The organism is Rhodococcus opacus B4 (assembly GCF_000010805.1).
GTDB lineage: Bacteria > Actinomycetota > Actinomycetes > Mycobacteriales > Mycobacteriaceae > Rhodococcus_F > Rhodococcus_F opacus_C.
This window is the reverse complement of the sequence record NC_012522.1, coordinates 6,312,755-6,331,550: the sequence shown is the minus strand read 5'-3', so window position 1 is coordinate 6,331,550 and position 18,796 is coordinate 6,312,755. Positions and strand designations below refer to the sequence as shown.

At 67.8% G+C, this 18,796-nt stretch carries 16 protein-coding genes and 1 tRNA gene; 15 read left to right on the top strand and 2 right to left on the bottom strand.

What is annotated here, in order from left to right:
- The first annotated feature begins 11 nt into the window (after nt 1–11).
- Genes ROP_RS28760 through ROP_RS28750 form a run of 3 tightly spaced genes read left to right on the top strand, consistent with a single transcriptional unit; the run spans nt 12 to nt 4,429 of the window.
- The gene (locus tag ROP_RS28760; RefSeq protein WP_231869003.1) at nt 12–1,538 is read left to right on the top strand and encodes an oligosaccharide flippase family protein; all 1,527 of its coding nucleotides are present in this window, start codon (nt 12–14) and stop codon (nt 1,536–1,538) included.
- A gap of 31 nt (nt 1,539–1,569) precedes the next feature.
- Nucleotides 1,570–3,087, top strand: coding sequence for a GNAT family N-acetyltransferase (locus ROP_RS44345; protein ID WP_015889534.1), 1,518 nt, complete (start codon nt 1,570–1,572; stop codon nt 3,085–3,087).
- Nucleotide 3,088: 1 nt separating this feature from the next.
- Nucleotides 3,089–4,429: a glutamate-1-semialdehyde 2,1-aminomutase gene (locus ROP_RS28750; RefSeq protein WP_015889533.1), complete on the top strand. Its 1,341-nt coding sequence runs from the start codon at nt 3,089–3,091 to the stop codon at nt 4,427–4,429.
- A gap of 90 nt (nt 4,430–4,519) precedes the next feature.
- Here the strand turns inward: ROP_RS28750 and ROP_RS28745 are convergent, their stop codons facing one another.
- Both ROP_RS28745 and ROP_RS28740 read right to left on the bottom strand, forming a co-directional pair.
- On the bottom strand, nt 4,520–5,161 hold the full coding sequence (locus tag ROP_RS28745; RefSeq protein WP_015889532.1) for a ScbR family autoregulator-binding transcription factor: 642 nt from the start codon (nt 5,159–5,161) through the stop codon (nt 4,520–4,522).
- Between the two features lie 112 nt (nt 5,162–5,273).
- Nucleotides 5,274–5,888: a TetR/AcrR family transcriptional regulator gene (locus ROP_RS28740; RefSeq protein ID WP_231869072.1), complete on the bottom strand. Its 615-nt coding sequence runs from the start codon at nt 5,886–5,888 to the stop codon at nt 5,274–5,276.
- A 238-nt stretch (nt 5,889–6,126) separates the two neighbouring features.
- Between ROP_RS28740 and ROP_RS28735 the strand changes: the two genes are divergently transcribed.
- The 12 genes from ROP_RS28735 to ROP_RS28675 all read left to right on the top strand — a co-directional run bounded on the left by ROP_RS28735 (nt 6,127) and on the right by ROP_RS28675 (nt 18,741).
- Nucleotides 6,127–6,197: transfer RNA gene (locus ROP_RS28735), tRNA-Gln, on the top strand.
- Between the two features lie 76 nt (nt 6,198–6,273).
- A complete protein-coding gene (gene glmU / locus ROP_RS28730; protein WP_015889530.1) occupies nt 6,274–7,776 on the top strand; it encodes a bifunctional UDP-N-acetylglucosamine diphosphorylase/glucosamine-1-phosphate N-acetyltransferase GlmU in 1,503 nt (500 codons plus the stop codon).
- Nucleotides 7,773–8,753 carry a ribose-phosphate diphosphokinase gene (locus tag ROP_RS28725; protein WP_015889529.1) on the top strand — a complete coding sequence of 327 codons (981 nt, stop codon included), beginning with the start codon at nt 7,773–7,775 and terminating at the stop codon, nt 8,751–8,753. The genes glmU and ROP_RS28725 overlap by 4 nt, the downstream gene beginning before the upstream one ends.
- Nucleotides 8,754–8,824: 71 nt before the next feature.
- Nucleotides 8,825–9,460, top strand: a complete 636-nt coding sequence (locus ROP_RS28720) for a DUF2461 domain-containing protein (RefSeq protein ID WP_015889528.1) — start codon at nt 8,825–8,827, stop codon at nt 9,458–9,460.
- A gap of 154 nt (nt 9,461–9,614) precedes the next feature.
- Nucleotides 9,615–10,289 (top strand): hypothetical protein, encoded by a 675-nt coding sequence (locus ROP_RS28715; protein WP_193384872.1) that lies wholly within the window; start codon nt 9,615–9,617, stop codon nt 10,287–10,289.
- 43 nt (nt 10,290–10,332) lie between these two features.
- A complete protein-coding gene (locus tag ROP_RS28710) occupies nt 10,333–10,719 on the top strand; it encodes a hypothetical protein (protein WP_015889526.1) in 387 nt (128 codons plus the stop codon).
- A 54-nt stretch (nt 10,720–10,773) separates the two neighbouring features.
- Nucleotides 10,774–11,994 carry a cytochrome P450 gene (locus ROP_RS28705; protein ID WP_043825498.1) on the top strand — a complete coding sequence of 407 codons (1,221 nt, stop codon included), beginning with the start codon at nt 10,774–10,776 and terminating at the stop codon, nt 11,992–11,994.
- Entirely contained in the window at nt 11,991–12,584 is a 594-nt protein-coding gene (locus ROP_RS28700) for a TetR/AcrR family transcriptional regulator (protein WP_015889524.1), read from the top strand. The genes ROP_RS28705 and ROP_RS28700 overlap by 4 nt, the downstream gene beginning before the upstream one ends.
- 574 nt (nt 12,585–13,158) lie before the next feature.
- Nucleotides 13,159–15,222 carry an acetate--CoA ligase family protein gene (locus tag ROP_RS28690; protein WP_015889523.1) on the top strand — a complete coding sequence of 688 codons (2,064 nt, stop codon included), beginning with the start codon at nt 13,159–13,161 and terminating at the stop codon, nt 15,220–15,222.
- A gap of 34 nt (nt 15,223–15,256) precedes the next feature.
- Nucleotides 15,257–16,087: an SDR family oxidoreductase gene (locus ROP_RS28685; RefSeq protein WP_015889522.1), complete on the top strand. Its 831-nt coding sequence runs from the start codon at nt 15,257–15,259 to the stop codon at nt 16,085–16,087.
- The gene (locus tag ROP_RS28680) at nt 16,084–17,517 is read left to right on the top strand and encodes an aldehyde dehydrogenase family protein (protein ID WP_015889521.1); all 1,434 of its coding nucleotides are present in this window, start codon (nt 16,084–16,086) and stop codon (nt 17,515–17,517) included. The genes ROP_RS28685 and ROP_RS28680 overlap by 4 nt, the downstream gene beginning before the upstream one ends.
- A 63-nt stretch (nt 17,518–17,580) precedes the next feature.
- Nucleotides 17,581–18,741 carry an acyl-CoA dehydrogenase family protein gene (locus tag ROP_RS28675; RefSeq protein ID WP_015889520.1) on the top strand — a complete coding sequence of 387 codons (1,161 nt, stop codon included), beginning with the start codon at nt 17,581–17,583 and terminating at the stop codon, nt 18,739–18,741.
- Nucleotides 18,742–18,796: the final 55 nt, after the last annotated feature.

Sequence of the window (18,796 nt, the reverse complement as noted above, 5' to 3'; positions counted from 1 at the left end):
GCAACGCCTCGATGGCCGAGCACAGCGGCGGATTGGCCCGGACGCTTCGACGAGGTGCCGTCATGTCCGGCGCCGGGCTGATCATCACCCAGGCGGTGGCCATCCTCCAGACTCTCGTGCTCGCACGGCTGCTCACCCCCACGGAGGTCGGGATATTCGCTGCCGGGACAGTTCTGACGGTTCTGCTGATGGATTTCGCGGGCGGCGCGCTCACCCAGGCCCTCATCCAACGTCAGCACGACGTCGAGGACGCCGCTGACACCGTCTTCTGGGTCACACTCGGCACGGGACTGCTTGCGAGCGTGGTCGCTCTGGTGACGGCGCCACTGATGGGGCACCTCTTCGACAATGCCCTTGTCACGCTGGTAGCGGCCGCGACGTCGGGAACGATGCTGATGCACGCAGCCACCAGCGTGCCGGACGCCCTGATGCAACGACGCTTTCAGTTCTCGCGTCGGCTCATCGTCGACCCTGCGGTGGCGATCAGCTTTGCGGCGGTCTCCATCTCCCTCGCAACGCTGGGATTCGGCGTGTGGTCGCTGGTGTTCGGCTACTACGCTTCACTGGCGGTGTGGATCGTGGCAAGCTGGTGGCTTGCCAAATGGCGACCGGGCGGCGGGCGCGTCTCCTACGGACTGTGGCGGGAAATGGCTGTGTTCGCCTTTCCGTTGCTGCTGGAGGTCGTCGTTGCCAGAGTGCGTGACGCGGTCGAGTTGGTACTCATCGGCCATCGGCTGAACGAGTCGGCCCTCGGCAACTATCGCTACGGCCGGAGGATCGCCATGTTCCCCGGCATCGCCGTCGTCCAGATTTGTTCGTATGTTCTCTTCCCTGCGTTCTCGCGCATCTCGGACGACCCGGTCCGGTTCAAATCCGCCTTTCTTCGTGCCCTCGGCTGGATCTGGCTGGCCGCAGTTCCCACAGCCGCCCTCATGGTCGCGTTGGGCGAGCCACTCACTGTGCTGCTGCTCGGCGAACCCTGGCGCGGTGCCGGGGTGGCTTTGGCCGCGATGGCCGGTTTCGGGCTCGGCGAGGCGATGAACTCGGTGAGCTCGGAATCGATGAAGGGGGCCGGCCGCGCAGATCGCATCAACTGGATGATCCTGGCGGGCGTGCTGACCGGCCTTCCGCTGCTCGTGCTGTTGCTTCCCCTGGGGTTGGCCGGTGTGGGGATGGCGATCTCGGCGTCTGCGATCATCGTCGGCATCACGGGTCTGGGCCTGGCCCGCTCGGTGGTCGGGGTGTCGATTTCCGAGATCGCTGCGCGGATGGCGCCTCCGCTTCTCGCCTCGATTGTCGCGTTCGCCGTCATCGCACCGCTGGAGCGCTTCGCGGTGCACGCCGACCGGCTGCCGGTCCTGCAGGGTATCGGAATGATCTGCCTGGAGGGTGCGTTGTTCGCGCTCGTCTACCTCGCGGTCCTGCGGGTTCTGGCCCCGTCGATCTTCGCCGAGGGGGTACGTGCCGCCCGTAGAGTTCTCGACCGCATTCCGGGCGTGCGGACCAGCTCGGGCGCGAACCAGACCCCTAACCCTTGAGTTGGATTCGACACGGCGAGAGCAGGTACCGATGGATGCTCCACGATCCCGGGTCGCGCTGGTCGCGGCCGGCAAGCTCTATCTAGGGTCACTACGGCAAATTCCTCGCGGCCCACGCACCCGTGTACCACGAAGCCTCGGCCCACTCATCGTCGCCGGGCACAGTCTGGCACTGCGCCCGCCCCGACTGTCGGATGCGTCGTCGTGGCGAGAGATCCGGCTGCGCGACAAGCAGATGATCGAATCGTTCTGGGTCACCTCCGAGCTGAACTGGACGGAGCGTCATACCGACGTGTCCTGGGTACGCGAATGTCTACAGATGCGCCGGGCCGCACGCGCCGGGCACGCGCTTCCCCTCGTCATCGAGATCGACGGACAGTTCGCCGGTCAATGCAACCTCGAGCGGATCGACATGTACTCACGAACGGCGGAGGCAGGAATCTGGCTCGACTCACACGCGTCGGGCAAGGGAAATGCCACGGCGGCGGGAGCGCTGCTGCTGGACCACGCCTTCGGCGAACTCGCCCTACAGCGAGTCACAGCCCCGATCCGCATCGACAACGTCGCGACGGCACGAGGCGCGGAACGATTGGGATTCCGACACGAGGGAACGATGTCCGGTTTCCTCGACGTCGGCGGTCGGATCGAAGACCACGAACTCTGGGCCATGACGCCGAAACTCGCTCCGCCGGGTGGATTCGTCCACGCTCTTGCGACACAGCACGTCGTTGACCTTCCTCCGCGCGATCGCCACATGGGTTCGGTGCGGCGCGAGCGAGCATTGCCCACTCCGCCCGGATCGAGAGCGGTTCTCATGACCGTCGGGCGGTACCATCTTCGAGCCTTCCGTCGGATCGATCTCCACCACAACATATTCCGCCGATCGCATTCCTCCTCACGGCTACGTCTCGGCCCGACAGCTGTCGACGGAACACAGGTGGTGCTTCGTCCACCTCGCCTCTCCGATGCCTCGGCCTGGAGCGAGATCCGGCTGCGTGACCGAGGGCTGATCGAACCGTTCTGGGTCACCTCGCCCCAGAGCTGGACACAGCGCCATACCGAAACCATGTGGGTGCGCGAATGCTTGCTGATGAGACGCGCAGCCAGGGCCGGGCACGCGCTTCCCCTCGTCATCGAGATCGACGGGCAGTTCGCCGGTCAATGCAACCTCGAGAGGATCGACCAACCCTCCCGGACCGCGGAGATGGGGATCTGGCTCGACTCTGAAGTGGCGCACAGGGGCGTGGGCGCTGCAGCGACCAGCCTGCTTCTCGAGCACGCGTTCGACGCGCTGCGAATCCACCGCATCACTGCCCCCGTCTGCACGGGCAACGTTCGAGCCGCACATCTGATGCAGCGGGTAGGCATGAAACGGGAAGCGACCATGATCAGCTTCCTCGACGTCGGAGGACAGCGCCGTGACCACGATCTGTGGGCGGTGACATCAGAGCACTACGCGTCACCGCCGAGCACCACCCCCGACCACGGCACGCAGCGGATCTCGACCTCACCCGGCCGCGACCCGGCAGGTGGACGATCGGAGCGATGACATGACGATCCACAGAACCTTCACCCGCTCCAACGAGATGCAGTCGCGACTTCACGAACTGATCCCCGGTGGCGCGCACACGTATGCTCGCGGTCCCGACCAGTACCCGGAATACATGGCGCCGGTCCTCGTGGGCGGATCAGGCGCTCACGTCTGGGACGTGGATGGGAACAGTTTCGTCGAGTATGGCATGGGTCTGAGATCCGTGACCCTGGGCCACGGATACCGACCGGTGGTCGATGCGGTCGTCTCGACGATCGCCGACGGTACGAACTTCAGCCGCCCGACCGCCCTCGAACTCGTGGCAGCGGAGGAGTTCCTCGAACTGGTTTCCGGAGCCGACATGGTCAAGTTCGCCAAGAACGGGTCGGACACGACGACCGCCGCCGTTCGCCTCGCTCGCGCTGCGACCGGGCGCGACGTGCTGGCGGTCTGCCACCAGCCGTTCTTTTCGGTCGACGACTGGTTCATCGCCTGTACTCCCATGAATGCCGGGATCCCAGCCGAACACGCGCAGCGGATTGTCCGGTTCGAGTACAACAACCTCGACTCACTGGAGCGGGTTCTGACCGCTCACAGCGTGGCGGGCGTGGTCCTCGAGGCGGCTACCGCCACCGCCGAGCCCGCGCCCGGATTCCTCGAGGGTGTTCGCCGGCTGTGTGACAAGCACGGCAGTCTGTTGATTTTCGATGAGATGATCACCGGCTTCCGGTGGTCGCAACGCGGCGCACAATCCGTGTACGGCGTGCAGCCGGACCTCTCGTGTTGGGGAAAGGCGATGGGTAACGGCTTCCCCATCGCCGCGCTGGCAGGTCGACGTGAATACATGGAACTCGGCGGAATCCGGACCGGCGAGAAGCGAGTCTTCCTACTGTCGACCACGCATGGACCCGAGACCGGCGCGTTGGCCGCGTTTCGCGCCGTGGTCCGCGCGTACGCCGACGAGGATCCCATCGGCCGGATGGAGGAGGCGGGACGAGCACTCGCAGACGGTGTCAATGCTGCCGCCGAGAACCTCGAACTGAAGGGATATGTTCAGGTGATCGGACGCCCGTCCTGTCTGCTGTTCGTCACGCGCGGCCCCGATCTGCAGCAGTCGCAGGAATACCGAACACTCTTCCTTCAGGAGATCCTCTCCCGCGGCGTGCTGGCCCAGTCATTCGTGACTTCGGCAGCACACACGGAATCCGATATCGACCACACGGTCGATGCGGTGTCGGCGGCGCTCGAGGTCTACCGACACGCCATCGAGTCGGGAAGCACTGCAGGCTATCTCAGTGGACGACCGGTGGCGCCGGCACTCCGGGCACGCGCCGCGCCGCGCCGGATCGATTACACATAAGCGCGTCGAGCACGCTTGCGAGGTCGGCAGTCGGCACCCCTCCCGCTCGCCGGCGTGATCCGACACCCCGGTTGCTGCGAGAAGGTCGGCTCAGCGCAACAAGCGCCGCGAGGCGAACTGCCGGAAGTACACGAGCTTCGACGGCTCGACCAGACCGGGAAGGATGAAGTACCACACCCGCTCCATGCGACGCGGAAGGTCGTCGAAGGCGCCCGTCGCGGTCGCGACGACATGGGCCCCCAGCAGCGACCCCAGCAGGAAGGTGGACAGCGTTTCGGTGGAGACGTCGTCGTCGGCGAGGATGTCGCCCTCCTCGACTGCGCGGGTGACGAGTCGTTCGAAACCCTGCTGCCACGAGGCCACGACGTTGCCGTGCGTCCCCTGGTAGTCGCCGATCTCGTGCTGCAGTCGCAACATCGCCGCGACGATCGGATCGGAACTCGCGGCCTCGATCGCCACGTAGGACAGGGCGATGAGCGCCTCCAGGGCCGGCGTCGGCCCGTCACTGACGGACGTCATCCCGGCGGTGAGACGGATCTGCCCCTCGTCGATGACGCCGCGGGCGAGGTCTTCCTTGGAACTGAAGTGGAAGTACAGCGCACCCTTGGTCACGCCCGACTGCTCGATGATCTCGTTGAGACCCGCGTTCGCATAGCCCAGCCGCAAGAACACGTCGGCCGCCGCCATGAGGACCGAAGCCCGAGTTACCTCTGCTCGAACCTGTCTCGCCATCGACTGCCTCCCGAACAACCCCCCCGACGGGGCGCAAACTCCAGCGAACCCTAGCACTTGACAGGCTCAGCCCTCCGGAAGTTGAACCGCGAGTCGGAAAACGAGAACACGTTCACAGCGGAGTCGAGCGCGGCAGATCGGCACCCAGCTGCGGATCGGCCTCGAGATTGGTCAGCCCGTTCCAGCACAGGTTGACCAGGTGCGCGGCGACGACCTCCTTCGGCGGCGTCCGCTCGTCCAGCCACCACGTCGCGGTGGTGGACACCATCCCGACCAGCGCCTGGGCGTAGAGCGACGCCAGATCCGGGTTGAACCCACGGCGCGAGAAATCGCCGGCGAGGATGTGCCCGACCTGGCCGATGGCCTCGTTCAGCAGGCTCGAATACGTTCCGTCCGGCGCCGCCACCGGCGAGTCACGGACGAGGATGCGGAATCCGTCGGTGTGCTCCTCCACGTAGGTCAGCAGCGCCAGCGCCACCCGTTCGACCCGGATCCGGGAGCGGTTCTGCTTCAGCGACGACGTCACCATCTCCAGCAGCCGCGACATCTCCCGGTCCACGACCACGGCGTAGAGGCCCTCCTTGCCGCCGAAGTGCTCGTAGACGACCGGCTTGGAGACGTGCGCCCGCTGTGCGATCTCCTCGATGGACGTGGCCTCGTAGCCGCGCTCGGCGAACAGGGCACGACCGATCTCGATCAGCTGCTCCCGGCGTTGCGTTCCGGTCATCCGGGTACGCACGGCCCGCTCGGGGGTCGCGTCCACGTCCGTGGGTCGGGGCACCGGGGCACCATCCTTTCCTGACACTCGCGCCGACGAAGCGCCGCGGGCAGCGCGGAAACACTGCAGGTAGCACCCACTCTATCGGGGCGTCCGAGACAAATTTCGGCAGCGGTTCGACGGGCGGCGGGTCGGCATGCGAGGATTCTCTCGCGCAAACGGGCGTGACACCCCGTGTGTGTGGCAATCCGCCGTAGTGTAATGGCAGCACCTCTGATTTTGGTTCAGATAGTTCAGGTTCGAGTCCTGGCGGCGGAGCAGAAGCCTGCAGAGCGAATTCTTGCAGGTGGAGCTGTCGAGAACAGCAAGAGCAGAACGACCCAGAGGGAGCTTCATGCCAGTGCAGACCGCCGTGGTCGTCCTCGCCGCCGGCGCGGGAACTCGGATGCGGTCGAAGACCCCCAAGGTGCTGCACACCCTGGGCGGACGCACGATGCTGGCGCATTCTCTGCACGCAGCCGCCGAGGTCGATCCCGCGCACCTCGTGACTGTCGTCGGTCACGACAAGGAACGGGTCGGCGCCGCCGTCGGCGCCCTCGAGACCGAGCTGGGTCGGCCGATCACGGTCGCCGTGCAGGAAGAACAGAACGGCACCGGGCACGCGGTGGAATGCGGCCTGTCGGCTCTGCCCGCGGATTTCCGCGGCACCGTGCTGGTCACGGCCGCCGACGTCCCGCTGCTCGACGGCCACACCCTGCACGCTCTCGTCGACGAGCATCGCAGCGAACCCACCCCCGCGGCTGTGACGGTGCTGACGTTCACCGCTCCCGAGCCGACCGGCTATGGACGCATCGTCCGGCTACCCCACGACGGCGAGATCGCCGAAATCGTGGAAGAGGCCGATGCCACCGAGGAACAGGCGGCCATCACCGAGGTCAACGCGGGTGTGTACGCGTTCGACGCCGAATTCCTGCGTACCGCGCTCGGGCAGCTCAACGCGAACAACGCGCAAGGCGAGCTGTACCTGACCGACGTCGTCAAGATCGCCCGCGCGTCGGGCGCCCCCGTCTTCGCCGCCCACCTGTCGGACTCGGCGAAGGTCGCGGGAGCCAACGACCGCGTCCAGCTGTCGAGGCTGGCCGCCGAGCTCAACCGCCGCACCGTCGAGAACTGGATGCGGGCCGGCGTCACCGTCGTCGATCCGTCGACCACGTGGATCGACGTCGGTGTGACGCTCGGTCGCGACGTCACGATCCATCCGGGCGTGCAGCTGCTCGGCACCACCACCGTGGGCGAGGACGCCGTGATCGGTCCCGACACCACCCTCACCGACGTGTCGGTGGGAGACGGAGCCAGCGTCGTGCGGACCCACGGCTCGGAATCGACCATCGGCGCAGGCGCCACCGTCGGCCCGTTCTCCTACCTGCGGCCCGGCACCGTCCTCGGTGCGTCCGGCAAGCTCGGCGCTTTCGTCGAGACGAAGAACGCCGACATCGGGGCGCACTCCAAAGTTCCTCACCTGACATACGTGGGCGACGCCACGATCGGCGAATACAGCAACATCGGTGCGTCGAGCGTGTTCGTCAATTACGACGGCGTCGCCAAGAGCCGTACGGTGGTGGGGTCGCACGTCCGGACCGGGTCGGACACCATGTTCGTCGCTCCGGTACAGGTCGGTGACGGTGCTTACACCGGCGCCGGCACGGTGCTGCGTTTCGATGTACCACCGGGGGCACTCGCGGTCTCCGGCGGGAAGCAGCGCAATATTGACGGCTGGGTGCAGCGGAATCGGCCCGGTACGCCCGCCGCCGAGGCGGCGTCCGCCGCGGGACCGCACCACAGTTCAGATCTGCACGAAACCGAGAAGCAAGATTTAAAGGATGGCATAGAGCAGTGACCGCGAATTGGATCGACAACCAGAAGAACCTGATGCTGTTTTCTGGTCGCGCGCATCCGGAGCTGGCCGAGCAGGTGGCGAAGGAACTCGACGTGCGGGTCACCCCGCAGACTGCCCGTGACTTCGCGAACGGCGAGATCTTCGTCCGTTTCGAGGAATCGGTCCGCGGCTCCGACGCCTTCGTGCTGCAGAGCCACCCGGCCCCGCTGAACACGTGGGTTATGGAACAGCTGATCATGATCGACGCACTCAAGCGCGGATCGGCCAAGCGCATCACCGCGATCCTGCCGTTCTACCCGTACGCCCGCCAGGACAAGAAGCACCGTGGTCGTGAGCCCATCTCGGCTCGCCTGATCGCCGACCTCCTGAAGACGGCCGGCGCCGACCGCATCATCACGGTCGACCTGCACACCGATCAGATCCAGGGCTTCTTCGACGGCCCCGTCGATCACATGCACGCCCAGGGGCAGCTCGCCGAGTACATTCGCGGCAATTACGGCACCGAGAACATCGCCGTCGTCTCGCCCGACTCGGGTCGTGTCCGGGTCGCCGAGAAGTGGGCCGACACCCTCGGCGGCGCGCCGCTGGCGTTCATCCACAAGACGCGCGATCCGCTGGTTCCCAACCAGGTGAAGTCGAACCGCGTCGTGGGTGACGTCGAAGGCCGCACCTGCATCCTGATCGACGACATGATCGACACCGGTGGAACCATCGCCGGCGCCGTGAAGATCCTCAAGGAGGCCGGTGCGGGCGACGTGATCATCGCCGCCACCCACGGTGTCCTGTCCGATCCGGCGGCCGAGCGCCTCGCCGCGTGTGGTGCGCGCGAAGTCATCGTCACCAACACGCTCCCGATCGACGAGTCGAAGAAGTTCTCGACTCTCACGGTGCTGTCCATCGCGCCGCTGCTCGCGCGCACCATCAAGGAAGTTTTCGAGAACGGCTCGGTCACGTCGCTGTTCAACGGCAACGCCTAGGCGCTTCGCGCCCGTGCGCCTTTCTGGTCGCTCCAGCTACCAGAAAGGCGCACAAGCGTAGCCTTGCCCGTGTGTTCACCGGGATCCCCACCGCTGCTCTCGACTTCTACGAGGACCTCGAGGCAGACAACAGCAAAAGCTTCTGGACCGCGCACAAGTCCGTCTACGACGACTCGGTGCGCGCGCCCATGACCGCACTGCTCGCGGAGCTCGAACCGGAATTCGGCGCGGGCAAGGTGTTTCGCCCCTACCGCGACGTGCGGTTCTCGAAGGACAAGACACCGTACAAGACCCACCAGGGCGGGTTCGTCGAGACGCGCCCGGGTGTCGGTTACTACGTGCAGATCGACGCGGCCGGGCTGTTCGTCGCGGGCGGCTTCTACTCGCACACCCCGGTCCAGGTCGGCCGCTTCCGGGACGCCGTCGACGACGACCGCAGGGGCCGTGAACTCGTCAAGCTCGTGAAGAAGGTGCGGTCGGCGGATTTCGAGATCGGCGGCGACGTTCTCAAGACCCGGCCGCGCGGCGTCGCCGAGGATCACCCCCGACTCGACCTGATGCGTCACAAATCGCTCACCGCCAGCCGGACGTACCTCTCCCCCGACTGGATCGAAACTCCCCGCGCCGCTGACGAAGTGCGCACCGCGTGGCGTTCGATGCGACCGCTCGTCGAGTGGCTGACCACCGTCATCGGTGCCGGGGAATGAAACTTACCGGTCGGGAAAGTATGTGTGGCACACAGCGTTTGCGGAGCCCTTCGGGGCGCCCCGGCATGATCTTCGTCACGCTCGGCCGCAGAACCGCAGGTCGTACTTACGGCGATGTGACCCGCACGCCCGAATTCCCCTACTGTGGCTCGTCGTGATCGACGCGCAGACTCTCTCCGGCCCTATCGATATCGCTGCAATTCGAAACGTCCGGCGTTGGTCGCCGGGAGCGTGCGTGTGGTGCGGAGACGACAACGCCGTGGAGATGTTCCGTAACGAACCTCGCTGTGGCACTTGCCGCGAGAAGGAATCGGTCATCGACGAGGCCCGCCGCTTCCTCGGCATGTACGGCCTGCGTCCCCTCGGTGGCACGCTGCAGTCCGACGACGACGAAGAGCGTGAGCACCGGGTCAACGCCCGCGATGCCCGCCGCGACCTCAACGAGATGAAGCTTGCGGAACTCCCCGACCCGGCGGCGGTCCGCAAGGCCCTGCGCCCCCGCGCGGCGAGCGTGGTGTCGGAGCCGCGCAGCACCGCGCATTCGGGAACGTCGACCGCGACCGCCTCGAGCCGTCCGAGCGCGTCCCGCACGTCGGCCACGCCGCCGGTCGCGCCGGTGCGGACCGACGCCGTCGACGTCGCGGCGCTGGAAAGCCGGGTCACGGGTCTGCTCGATCAGCTCTCTGCCATCGACGCTCAGATGAACCTCATCGGCGAACCGGCCGGCCTCGCCGCGCGGGCCCGGATCAGTGACCTCGAGAAGCAGCGTGCCACCGTGCTCCGCACTCTCGCGGCCCTCGAGAAGGCCCGGATCGCCGCGGGCCAGTAGGCCGCACTTCTCGGGCTGCGGCCGGGTGATACCCTCGCCCCTCATGCAGCCCGCCTCCTCACCCACCGCGCTCGTCATCGACGCGAAGAAGCCGCCGATGGGCCCGATGCTGGTGACGCCCAATGCCCGCATCAACGGTTATCCCGTGCCGCTTCGGTGGGGCCACAACGTCATTCCGGCGCCTGCCGGTGTGCACCACATCGAGATCGCGGTCCCGTGGATCTGGGAGCAGGGCAAGGCGCAGATCACCGTCGACAACCGGTACCACCCGGCTCCCCCGGTGTATTACGCGTCGCCATTCAGTAGTTTCAGCAGGGGCGCCATCGACCATCGGCCGGTGAAGAATCCCGGGCTGCTCGGGCTGCTGCTCATCCTCACTCCGGTACTCGTCCTGGTCCTCGCCGTCGTGGCGTTCGCCCTGTTCGGTTAGCGCGCCCGAGGTCGCGCCATTGACACTTCTGCCATTGTGTCTCACCATCGATACATGACCGCACATGTGTCGAGCGTCTCATTCGTACCGAGGTCCGGACAATCGTGGCGTGCCCCGTGGCAGATGTACGCCGACCTGCGCGACCACGATCCCGTCCACCACGTCGTTCCTGCCGACGCACCCGACAACGACTACTGGGTGCTGTCCCGGCACGCCGACGTCTACGCGGCGGCCCGGGACGCCGAGACGTTCTCCTCCGCCGCCGGCCTCACCACGACGTACGGCGAGCTGGAGAAGATCGGGCTGCAGGACAATCCGCCACTGGTGATGCTCGACCCGCCCGACCACACCGCGTTCCGGCGTCTCGTGTCGAAGGGGTTCACCCCGCGGCAGGTCACCGCCGTCGAGCCGGACGTCCGGGCGTTCGTGGTGGAGCGCCTCGACCGGCTGCGCGAAGCGGGCGAGGGCGACGTCGTGAAGGAATTGTTCAAACCGCTGCCGAGCATGGTCGTCGCCCACTACCTCGGTGTCCCCGAGGCGGACCGGGCGCAGTTCGACGGCTGGACCGAAGCCATCGTCGCGGCGAACGCGCAGGGCGACACACTGCAGGCGTCGGGGGCCGTCACCGATCTGATGGGCTACTTCACCACCCTGATCGAGCGGCGCCGCACCGATCCGGGAGACGACACCGTCTCGCACCTCGTCGCGAGCGGGATGGGTGCCGACGGCGATGTCGCCGGACTCCTCTCGATCCTCGGGTTCGCGTTCACGATGGTCACCGGCGGCAACGACACCACCACCGGGATGCTCGGTGGCGCAGTCCAGTTGCTCACGCACCACCGGGAGCAGCGGCGGGAGCTGATCGACCAGCCGGAGTTGATCGGCGACGCCGTCGAGGAATTGCTGCGACTCACGTCGCCCGTGCAGGGCCTCGCACGCACCACGACCCGGGATGTCGAGATCGCGGGCACCGTCGTTCCCGCGGGCCGGAAGGTGTTCCTGCTGTACGGTTCCGCGAACCGCGACCCCCGCCGGTTCGGACCCGACGCCGAGGACCTGGATGTGCGTCGCGGGCCGAAGCAGATCCTCACCTTCAGTCACGGCGCTCACCACTGTCTCGGTGCGGCCGCGGCCCGCATGCAGGCCCGCATCGCGCTGGAGGAACTGCTGGCCCGGTGCCCCGACTTCACGGTCGATATCGACGCCGTCGTCTACGCCGAGGGAAATTACGTGCGCCGGCCGACGAGCGTCCCGTTCCGGGCACGTGAGGCATGAACGCCGACTGGATGCGCGACGAACGCCCCCGCGTCGCCGCCGAGCGAATCCTCGACGTCGCCGCACGGCTGTACGTCGAGAACGGCATCGCCGCGGTCGGCATGGCGGACGTCGCCCGGGCGGCCGGCTGTTCGCGCGCCACGCTGTACCGGTATTTCGACAGCAGGCAGGCGTTGCAGCTGGCGTTCGTCCACCGCGAGGCCCGGCGCATCGGCGCGCTGGTCGCGGAAGAGGTGTCCGGAACGGGTGGTCCGAAGGGCGTGATCGTCGACGCGATGCTGACGGCGATCCGGCTGGTGCGCGCCGACCCGACGCTGGCCGCCTGGTTCCAGCTCGGCGACTCCGGGCTGGCGGCACAGATCGCCCATTCGTCGGAGGTCATCGAGTCGCTGGGCGCCGCCTTCCTGGGGCGGGCAGGGTTCACCGGCGAGGAGTCGTCCCGCAGGGCGCGGTGGCTCGTCCGCATCATCGTCTCCCTGCTCACCGTCCCGGGCGTCGACGACGCCGACGAACGCGCGATGCTCGAGCAGTTCGTCGCGCCCGCGCTGGCGGCACGCGATGCCGACGAACGGGACGCTCGTTCGATCTGACGCAACGAGCGTCCCGTTCGTCCGGGCTCGGGGGCGGGACCGTCAGCGCACCGCGCCGCGAGTCCGTACGTTCCGCCGGTGGTGGTGAAGCGCTTGGCCAGCCATCCGATGCCGCCGGCGAATCCGAGGACCAGAACCGAGGTCACCGCCCACGTGATCCAGCTGAGGTTTCCGGCAATCGTGACGACGACGCCGATCGCGAGGGCCAGCGTGGACGCGGGCGCCAGGATGCCGAGCGACACACCGAACACCGCCCAGGTCGGGAGGATTCCGCGCGGCAGTTGACCGTCCTCGGCGCCGGCGATTCCCGCCGAGGACGTCATCGCGTCCTCCGTGGTCGATCCATCGTGCACAGTCTTCATGAACACTCCTCGCGGATGGCAGGACACAGTCTGTCGAATAGTTGGCTGGTGGGCCAGTTATGAATCATCGTGAGGGCGATCACACCCGATGTCAAGGGTGAGCCGGCACCGAGGACCGGGTTGACAGCCACCGTGAGTGCCGCCACAATCTAAATTGACTGATGCGCCAGTTATCTATTTTCCGATCGACGCGAGATCGAGGAGAGTCCCCTATGACCACTGTGGTGGCCGAGTCCGTCGCACAACTGAGCGTGTTCTCCGACCCCGCGGCCGTAGCCGTCGTCGGCGCCTCCGCAGACCCCGCGAAGTGGGGCTACTGGCTGGCGAGCGGCGCCCTCACCGGCACGCATCGCCGCCGGGTCCATCTGGTCAACAGGAGAACCGACACCCTCCTCGGCCACCGATGCCATCCCAGCCTGTCCGCACTCCCCGAGGTCCCGGACCTCGTCGCATTGTGCGTGCCCGCGCCGTTCGTCTCGGACGTGGTGGACGAGGCACTCGCACTCGGCGTTCGCGGATTCCTCGGCATCACATCCGGTATTCCCGCCGAAGCCGATCTCGCGGCCCGGATCCGCAGTGCCGGAGCACGACTCGTCGGCACCAACAGCCTCGGCATCTACGACAGCGCCACCGACCTCTCGCTGGCGTGGGGGCGGTTCACTCCCGGTCCGCTCGCCATCGTGTCGCAGAGCGGGCAACTCGGCTCCGAACTCGCGACACTCGGCGCCCGGCACGGAGTGGGGGTCTCCCGGTTCGTCTCGATCGGCAACCAGTCCGACGTCACCGCCGCCGAACTGCTCGCCGACCTCGGCAACCACGATCCGACCCGGGTGATCGCCCTGTACCTCGAAAGCTTCAGCGACGGTGAATCACTGTTCCGGACCCTGCGCGCCCTCCGGGACACCGGACGGCCGACGCTACTGCTGACAGTGGGCGCCAGCGCGGCGAGCACTCGCCTCGCCCGTTCCCACACCGGGTCGCTCACGTCCGCCACCGATGTCGTGGACGCCGCCTGCCGCGCCGCCGGCGTGCTCCGGGTGCACACCCCGGACGAGTTGATCACCGTGGCCCGCGCCTTCCTCTCCACCACCGTTCCCGCAGGCAACCGTGTCGCCATCGTGGGCGACAGCGGCGGTCAGTGCGCGATCGCCGCGGACGTGACGAGCGCGAGCGCACTCACCGTTCCCGACCTCTCGCCGACCCTCACCGAAACCGTTGCCGCGCAGCTTCCGCCGGGTGCCGCGAGCAGCAACCCCGTCGACCTCGCCGGGGCCGGGGAGCAGGATCTGGGAAGCTATGCAAGCGTCGTCGAAGAACTTCTCCGCGCCGACGAGTCGGACGCGGTGGTGCTGACCGGATACTTCGGATGCTACGCACGGGACGCCCCCTCCCTCGCCGAGCGTGAAGCAGCCGTGGCCGAACGGATCGGACGGATGTCCGCCGAGACCGGCAAACCCGTCGTGGTCCACACCATGGCTCCGGAATCGAGTACCGCACAGGCGTTGTGGCAGCACGGCGTTCCCGTGTACGACACGATCGATTCCGCCGTCCGCGCGCTGTCCGGGCTGTCCCGTCTGCGCCCGCCGCGCCCATCGAACGCCCCTCCCTCCGAACCTGTTCCGCATGGCCGTCTCGGGACCGGATACTGGCCTGCGCGTGAGCTTCTCACCGCACTGGGCGTCACCTTCCCCGAGGGCGGAGTCGTACGCACCGCCGAGGAGGCAAGCGAACTGGCGGGTCGTCTACGGGCACCCTTCGTCCTGAAGGCGAGCTGGCTCGAGCACAAGAGTGAATCGGGCGGGGTCGTGGTCGGCATCGACGGCCCCGAACGGTTGCTGCGCACCTTCCACGACATGCACGCCCGGCTCGGCGACGGCGAATATGTGCTGGAGGAGCAGGACACCCGGCAGGACGTCGTGGAGATCCTCGTCGGCGGACGCCGCGATCCCGACCTCGGTCCCGTGATCGTGGTGGGGGCCGGTGGCACCGAAACCGAGGTACTCCAGGACATCACCCTCGAAGCCGCGCCCGTCGACCCCGGCGCTGCCCTCGCGATGCTCGAACGCCTGCGCTGCATGCCGCTTCTCCGCGGGTGGCGGGGACGCCCCGCCGTGTCCGTCGACGGCCTCGTCGAGGTGATCACCGCCGTGTCCCGGTTGATCTCGGAACGGCCCGACATCGCCGAGGTCGAACTGAACCCCGTCCGTGTCGCCCCGGGCGGAGCGCTCACGGTCGACGCGCTCGTCGTGGCCGCCGATCCGTCCCCCGCCCCGTGAGACCGCACCCCTCGACTGCAAGGAGAAGAATGCGATGACCCAGACCCACTCCCCCGCCCTCGTCCCGGACACGACCGACGAGTTCCAGGACCGCGTCGCCGTCATGACGGGTGGCGGATCCGGTATCGGACGCGCCGTCGCGGTGCGGTGGGCGGCAGCGGGCGGAACCGTCGTCGTCCTCGGTCGCAGACAGAACGCGCTGGAGGACACCGTCCGGTTGGCCGAACGCGCCGGAGGGAAGGCCGAAGCGGTGGTCTGCGACGTCCGGGACGCCGACGCCGTGGACGTCGCGATCGACGGGGTGGCCGATCGCCACGGACGCCTCGACGCGCTCGTCAACAATGCCGCCGGCAACTTCGTGGTGCCCAGCGAGGATCTCTCGCCGGGCGGGTGGAGGGCCGTCGTGGACATCGTTCTCAACGGCACCTTCTACTGCACCCGCGCGGCCGGCCGCCACATGCTCGCCGCCGGCCGCGGCACCGTCCTCAACACCATCGCCAGCTACGCCTGGCACGGTCATCCCGGCACCGTGCACAGCGCCGCGGCCAAGGCGGGGGTCGTCGCGATGACGCGCACCCTGGCCGTGGAATGGGGTGGTCGCGGTGTCCGGATCAACTGCATCGCACCCGGTCCGACCGAGACCGAAGGTGCCGGTGCCGCCCTGTGGCCCACCGAACAGGATCGCGCCCGGGTGCTGTCCAGCGTTCCCGCGGCCCGCTTCACGACGCCGGAAGAGGTCGCGGAATCCGCCGCCTTCCTACTGAGCGACCGGTCCGGATACGTCACCGGGGAGGTCCTCGTCACGGACGGCGGCCAGTGGCTCGGCAAGTCCGTGTACACGGATTCGCGAGCGGCGGCGCGATGACCACCACGATGCACACCGCGTGGGACCGCGATTCGATCCTCGTCGGCGGCGACTGGATTCCCGTCCCGGACGGCACGGACGTGCACGACCCGGCCACCGAAGCCGTGATCGGCAGGTCCGCCTCGGCCGGCCTTACCCACGTCGAGGCGGCGGTCGCGGCGGCACGCTCCGCCGGAACCACCTGGGGTGCAAGTACTCCCGAGCTCCGAGCCGCGACCCTCGAGAACCTCTGCGCCGAGCTGCGGGCCAGGAGGCAACTGCTCGTCGACACCACGGTCGCGGAGGTGGGAGCCCCGGTCACCGTGGCCGAGGACGCACACATCGACCTCGGCATCGAGATCCTCGAGTCGTATGCCCGGCTGGCCCGCGACCTTCCCTTCCGGGAACAGCTGGGTCATTCGCTGCTGCTACGGCGACCCGCGGGGGTCGTCGCCTGCATCACGCCGTGGAACTACCCCTTCTACCAGCTCGCGGCCAAGGTGGGGGCTGCTCTCGCGGCGGGATGCACCACGGTGGTGAAGCCCGCCGAGCTGACGCCGCTGTCCACCTACCTGTTCGCCGATGCCGCCCTCGCCGCAGGACTTCCCCCGGGCGTCCTGAACGTGGTGCCCGGCAGCGGTCGAACGGTCGGGGCGGCACTCGCCGGACATCCCGGCGTCGACGTGGTGTCCTTCACCGGTTCCACCGCAGTGGGCCGGGGCGTCGCCCACGCGGCCGCGGAGTCGCTGAAGCGCGCGTGTCTCGAACTCGGCGGCAAGTCGGCGAGCGTGGTGCTGGACGATGCCCCTCTGGCGGGGGCGGTCACCGCGACCGTCGACGCCGCGATGCTCAATTCCGGTCAGACGTGCAGCGCGTGGACCCGGCTCCTCGTGCCGCGCGACTGGTACGAGGAGTCCGTCGCGCTCGCCGCCGATCACGCCGACACACTGCGAGTGGGCGATCCCCGGGACCGCGCAACGCAACTCGGCCCGGTGATCTCCGCCGCGCAGCGACGATCGATCGCCGAGACCGTCGACGCCGCGATCGCCGGCGGCGCCCGACTGGCAGCGGGCGGCACGGGTCGTCCGGCAGGCCTCGGGCGCGGCCACTACCTGCGACCGACCGTGATCGCCGATGTCGGACCGCACGACCCGATCGTGCGTGAGGAGGTCTTCGGACCGGTGCTGGTCGTCCTCCCGCACGACGGCGACGAGGACGCGGTCCGGCTCGCCAACGACAGCGAGTACGGGCTCGGCGGGGCCGTGTGGTCGGCCGACCCGGAGCGGGCGCTCGGCGTCGCGGCCCGGATGGACACCGGTCAGGTCGACATCAACGGCGCCGCGTTCAACCCCGAGGCACCGTTCGGCGGCTGGAAATCCTCCGGGCTCGGCCGGGAGCTCGGCCGGGCGGGCGTCGAGGAGTTCACCGAGCTGACGTCCGTGCAGCGCTGACCCGCCGCACCCCACTCCACAGTCCCACCGACACAACCGTATTGGAAGCGAAGGAATCTGGATATGACCACCACCAACATCCCTGCCTGGCCCCTGACCGACGAGCAGAAGCAGATCATCGAGCTGTGCCGTGACTTCGCCCAGAAGGAGATCCGGCCCCGCGGACGGGAGGTCGACGAGGCGGATGTCGTCACCCCGGTCGACATCTTCGCCAAGGCAGCCGCGGTGGGCATCACCGACTTCATGATCCCCGAGGAGTTCGGCGGAGGCGGCATGGGCGACGTGTTCACCCAGTGCCTGGTGCAGGAGGAGCTCTGCTGGGGCGACCCCGGCATCGGAAACCTCGTGTGCTCCAACGGCTTCTTCTCCGACCCGATCATGGTGCTCGGCACGCAGGAACAGAAGAAGCAGTGGCTCGGACCGCTCACCGGACCGAACGCGCCGATGACCTCACTGGCCACCACCGAACCGGGATCCGGCTCGGACGCGGCGTCGATCGTCACGACGGCCGCATGCGTCGACGGCGGCTACCGGATCAACGGGCAGAAGGCGTGGATCTCCAACGCCGGCGCCGCCCAGTTCTACGTCGTGTTCGCGAAGACCGACCGCACGCAGCGGTCCGGTGGCGTGTCGGCGTTCCTGATCGAGAAGGGCGCCGAGGGAATGACGTTCGGTGAGCCGATGAAGAAGATGGGACAGCGCGCCATCGTGTGCCGTGAGATCTTCTTCGACAACGTGTTCGTCCCCGAGGAGAATCGTCTCGGCGCGGAAGGCCAGGGCTTCTACGGGCTGATGGGCACGTTCGACATCTCCCGTGTGGTGCTCGGGGCGGCCGCGGTCGGCGCCGCCCGCGCCGCCTACGAGTACGCCCTCGACTACGCCAAGTCGCGGAAGCAGTTCGGCGTGCCGATCATCGAACATCAGGCGGTCGCATTCCGGCTCGCCGACATGGCGACGAGGATCGAATCGGCCCGGCTGCTCGTCCACCACGCCGCCCGCATCATAGACAGCGGCGGGAACGCTCGCGGCATTGCCGCCATGGCCAAGTTGACCGCGTCCGAGACCGCCATGTTCGTCACCCACGCGGCCGTGCAGACGCTCGGCGGGTGGGGGTATTCCCGCGAGTACCCCGTCGAGCAGTGGATGCGCGACGTCAAACTGGAGGAGATCGAGGAAGGCACGTCCGACATCATGAAGCTCGTCATTTCCCGAAACCTGGACTGACAGGCGCGGGTGTGGGGCAGGGCACTGCTCCGCCCCACACCCGTTCGGCATCCGA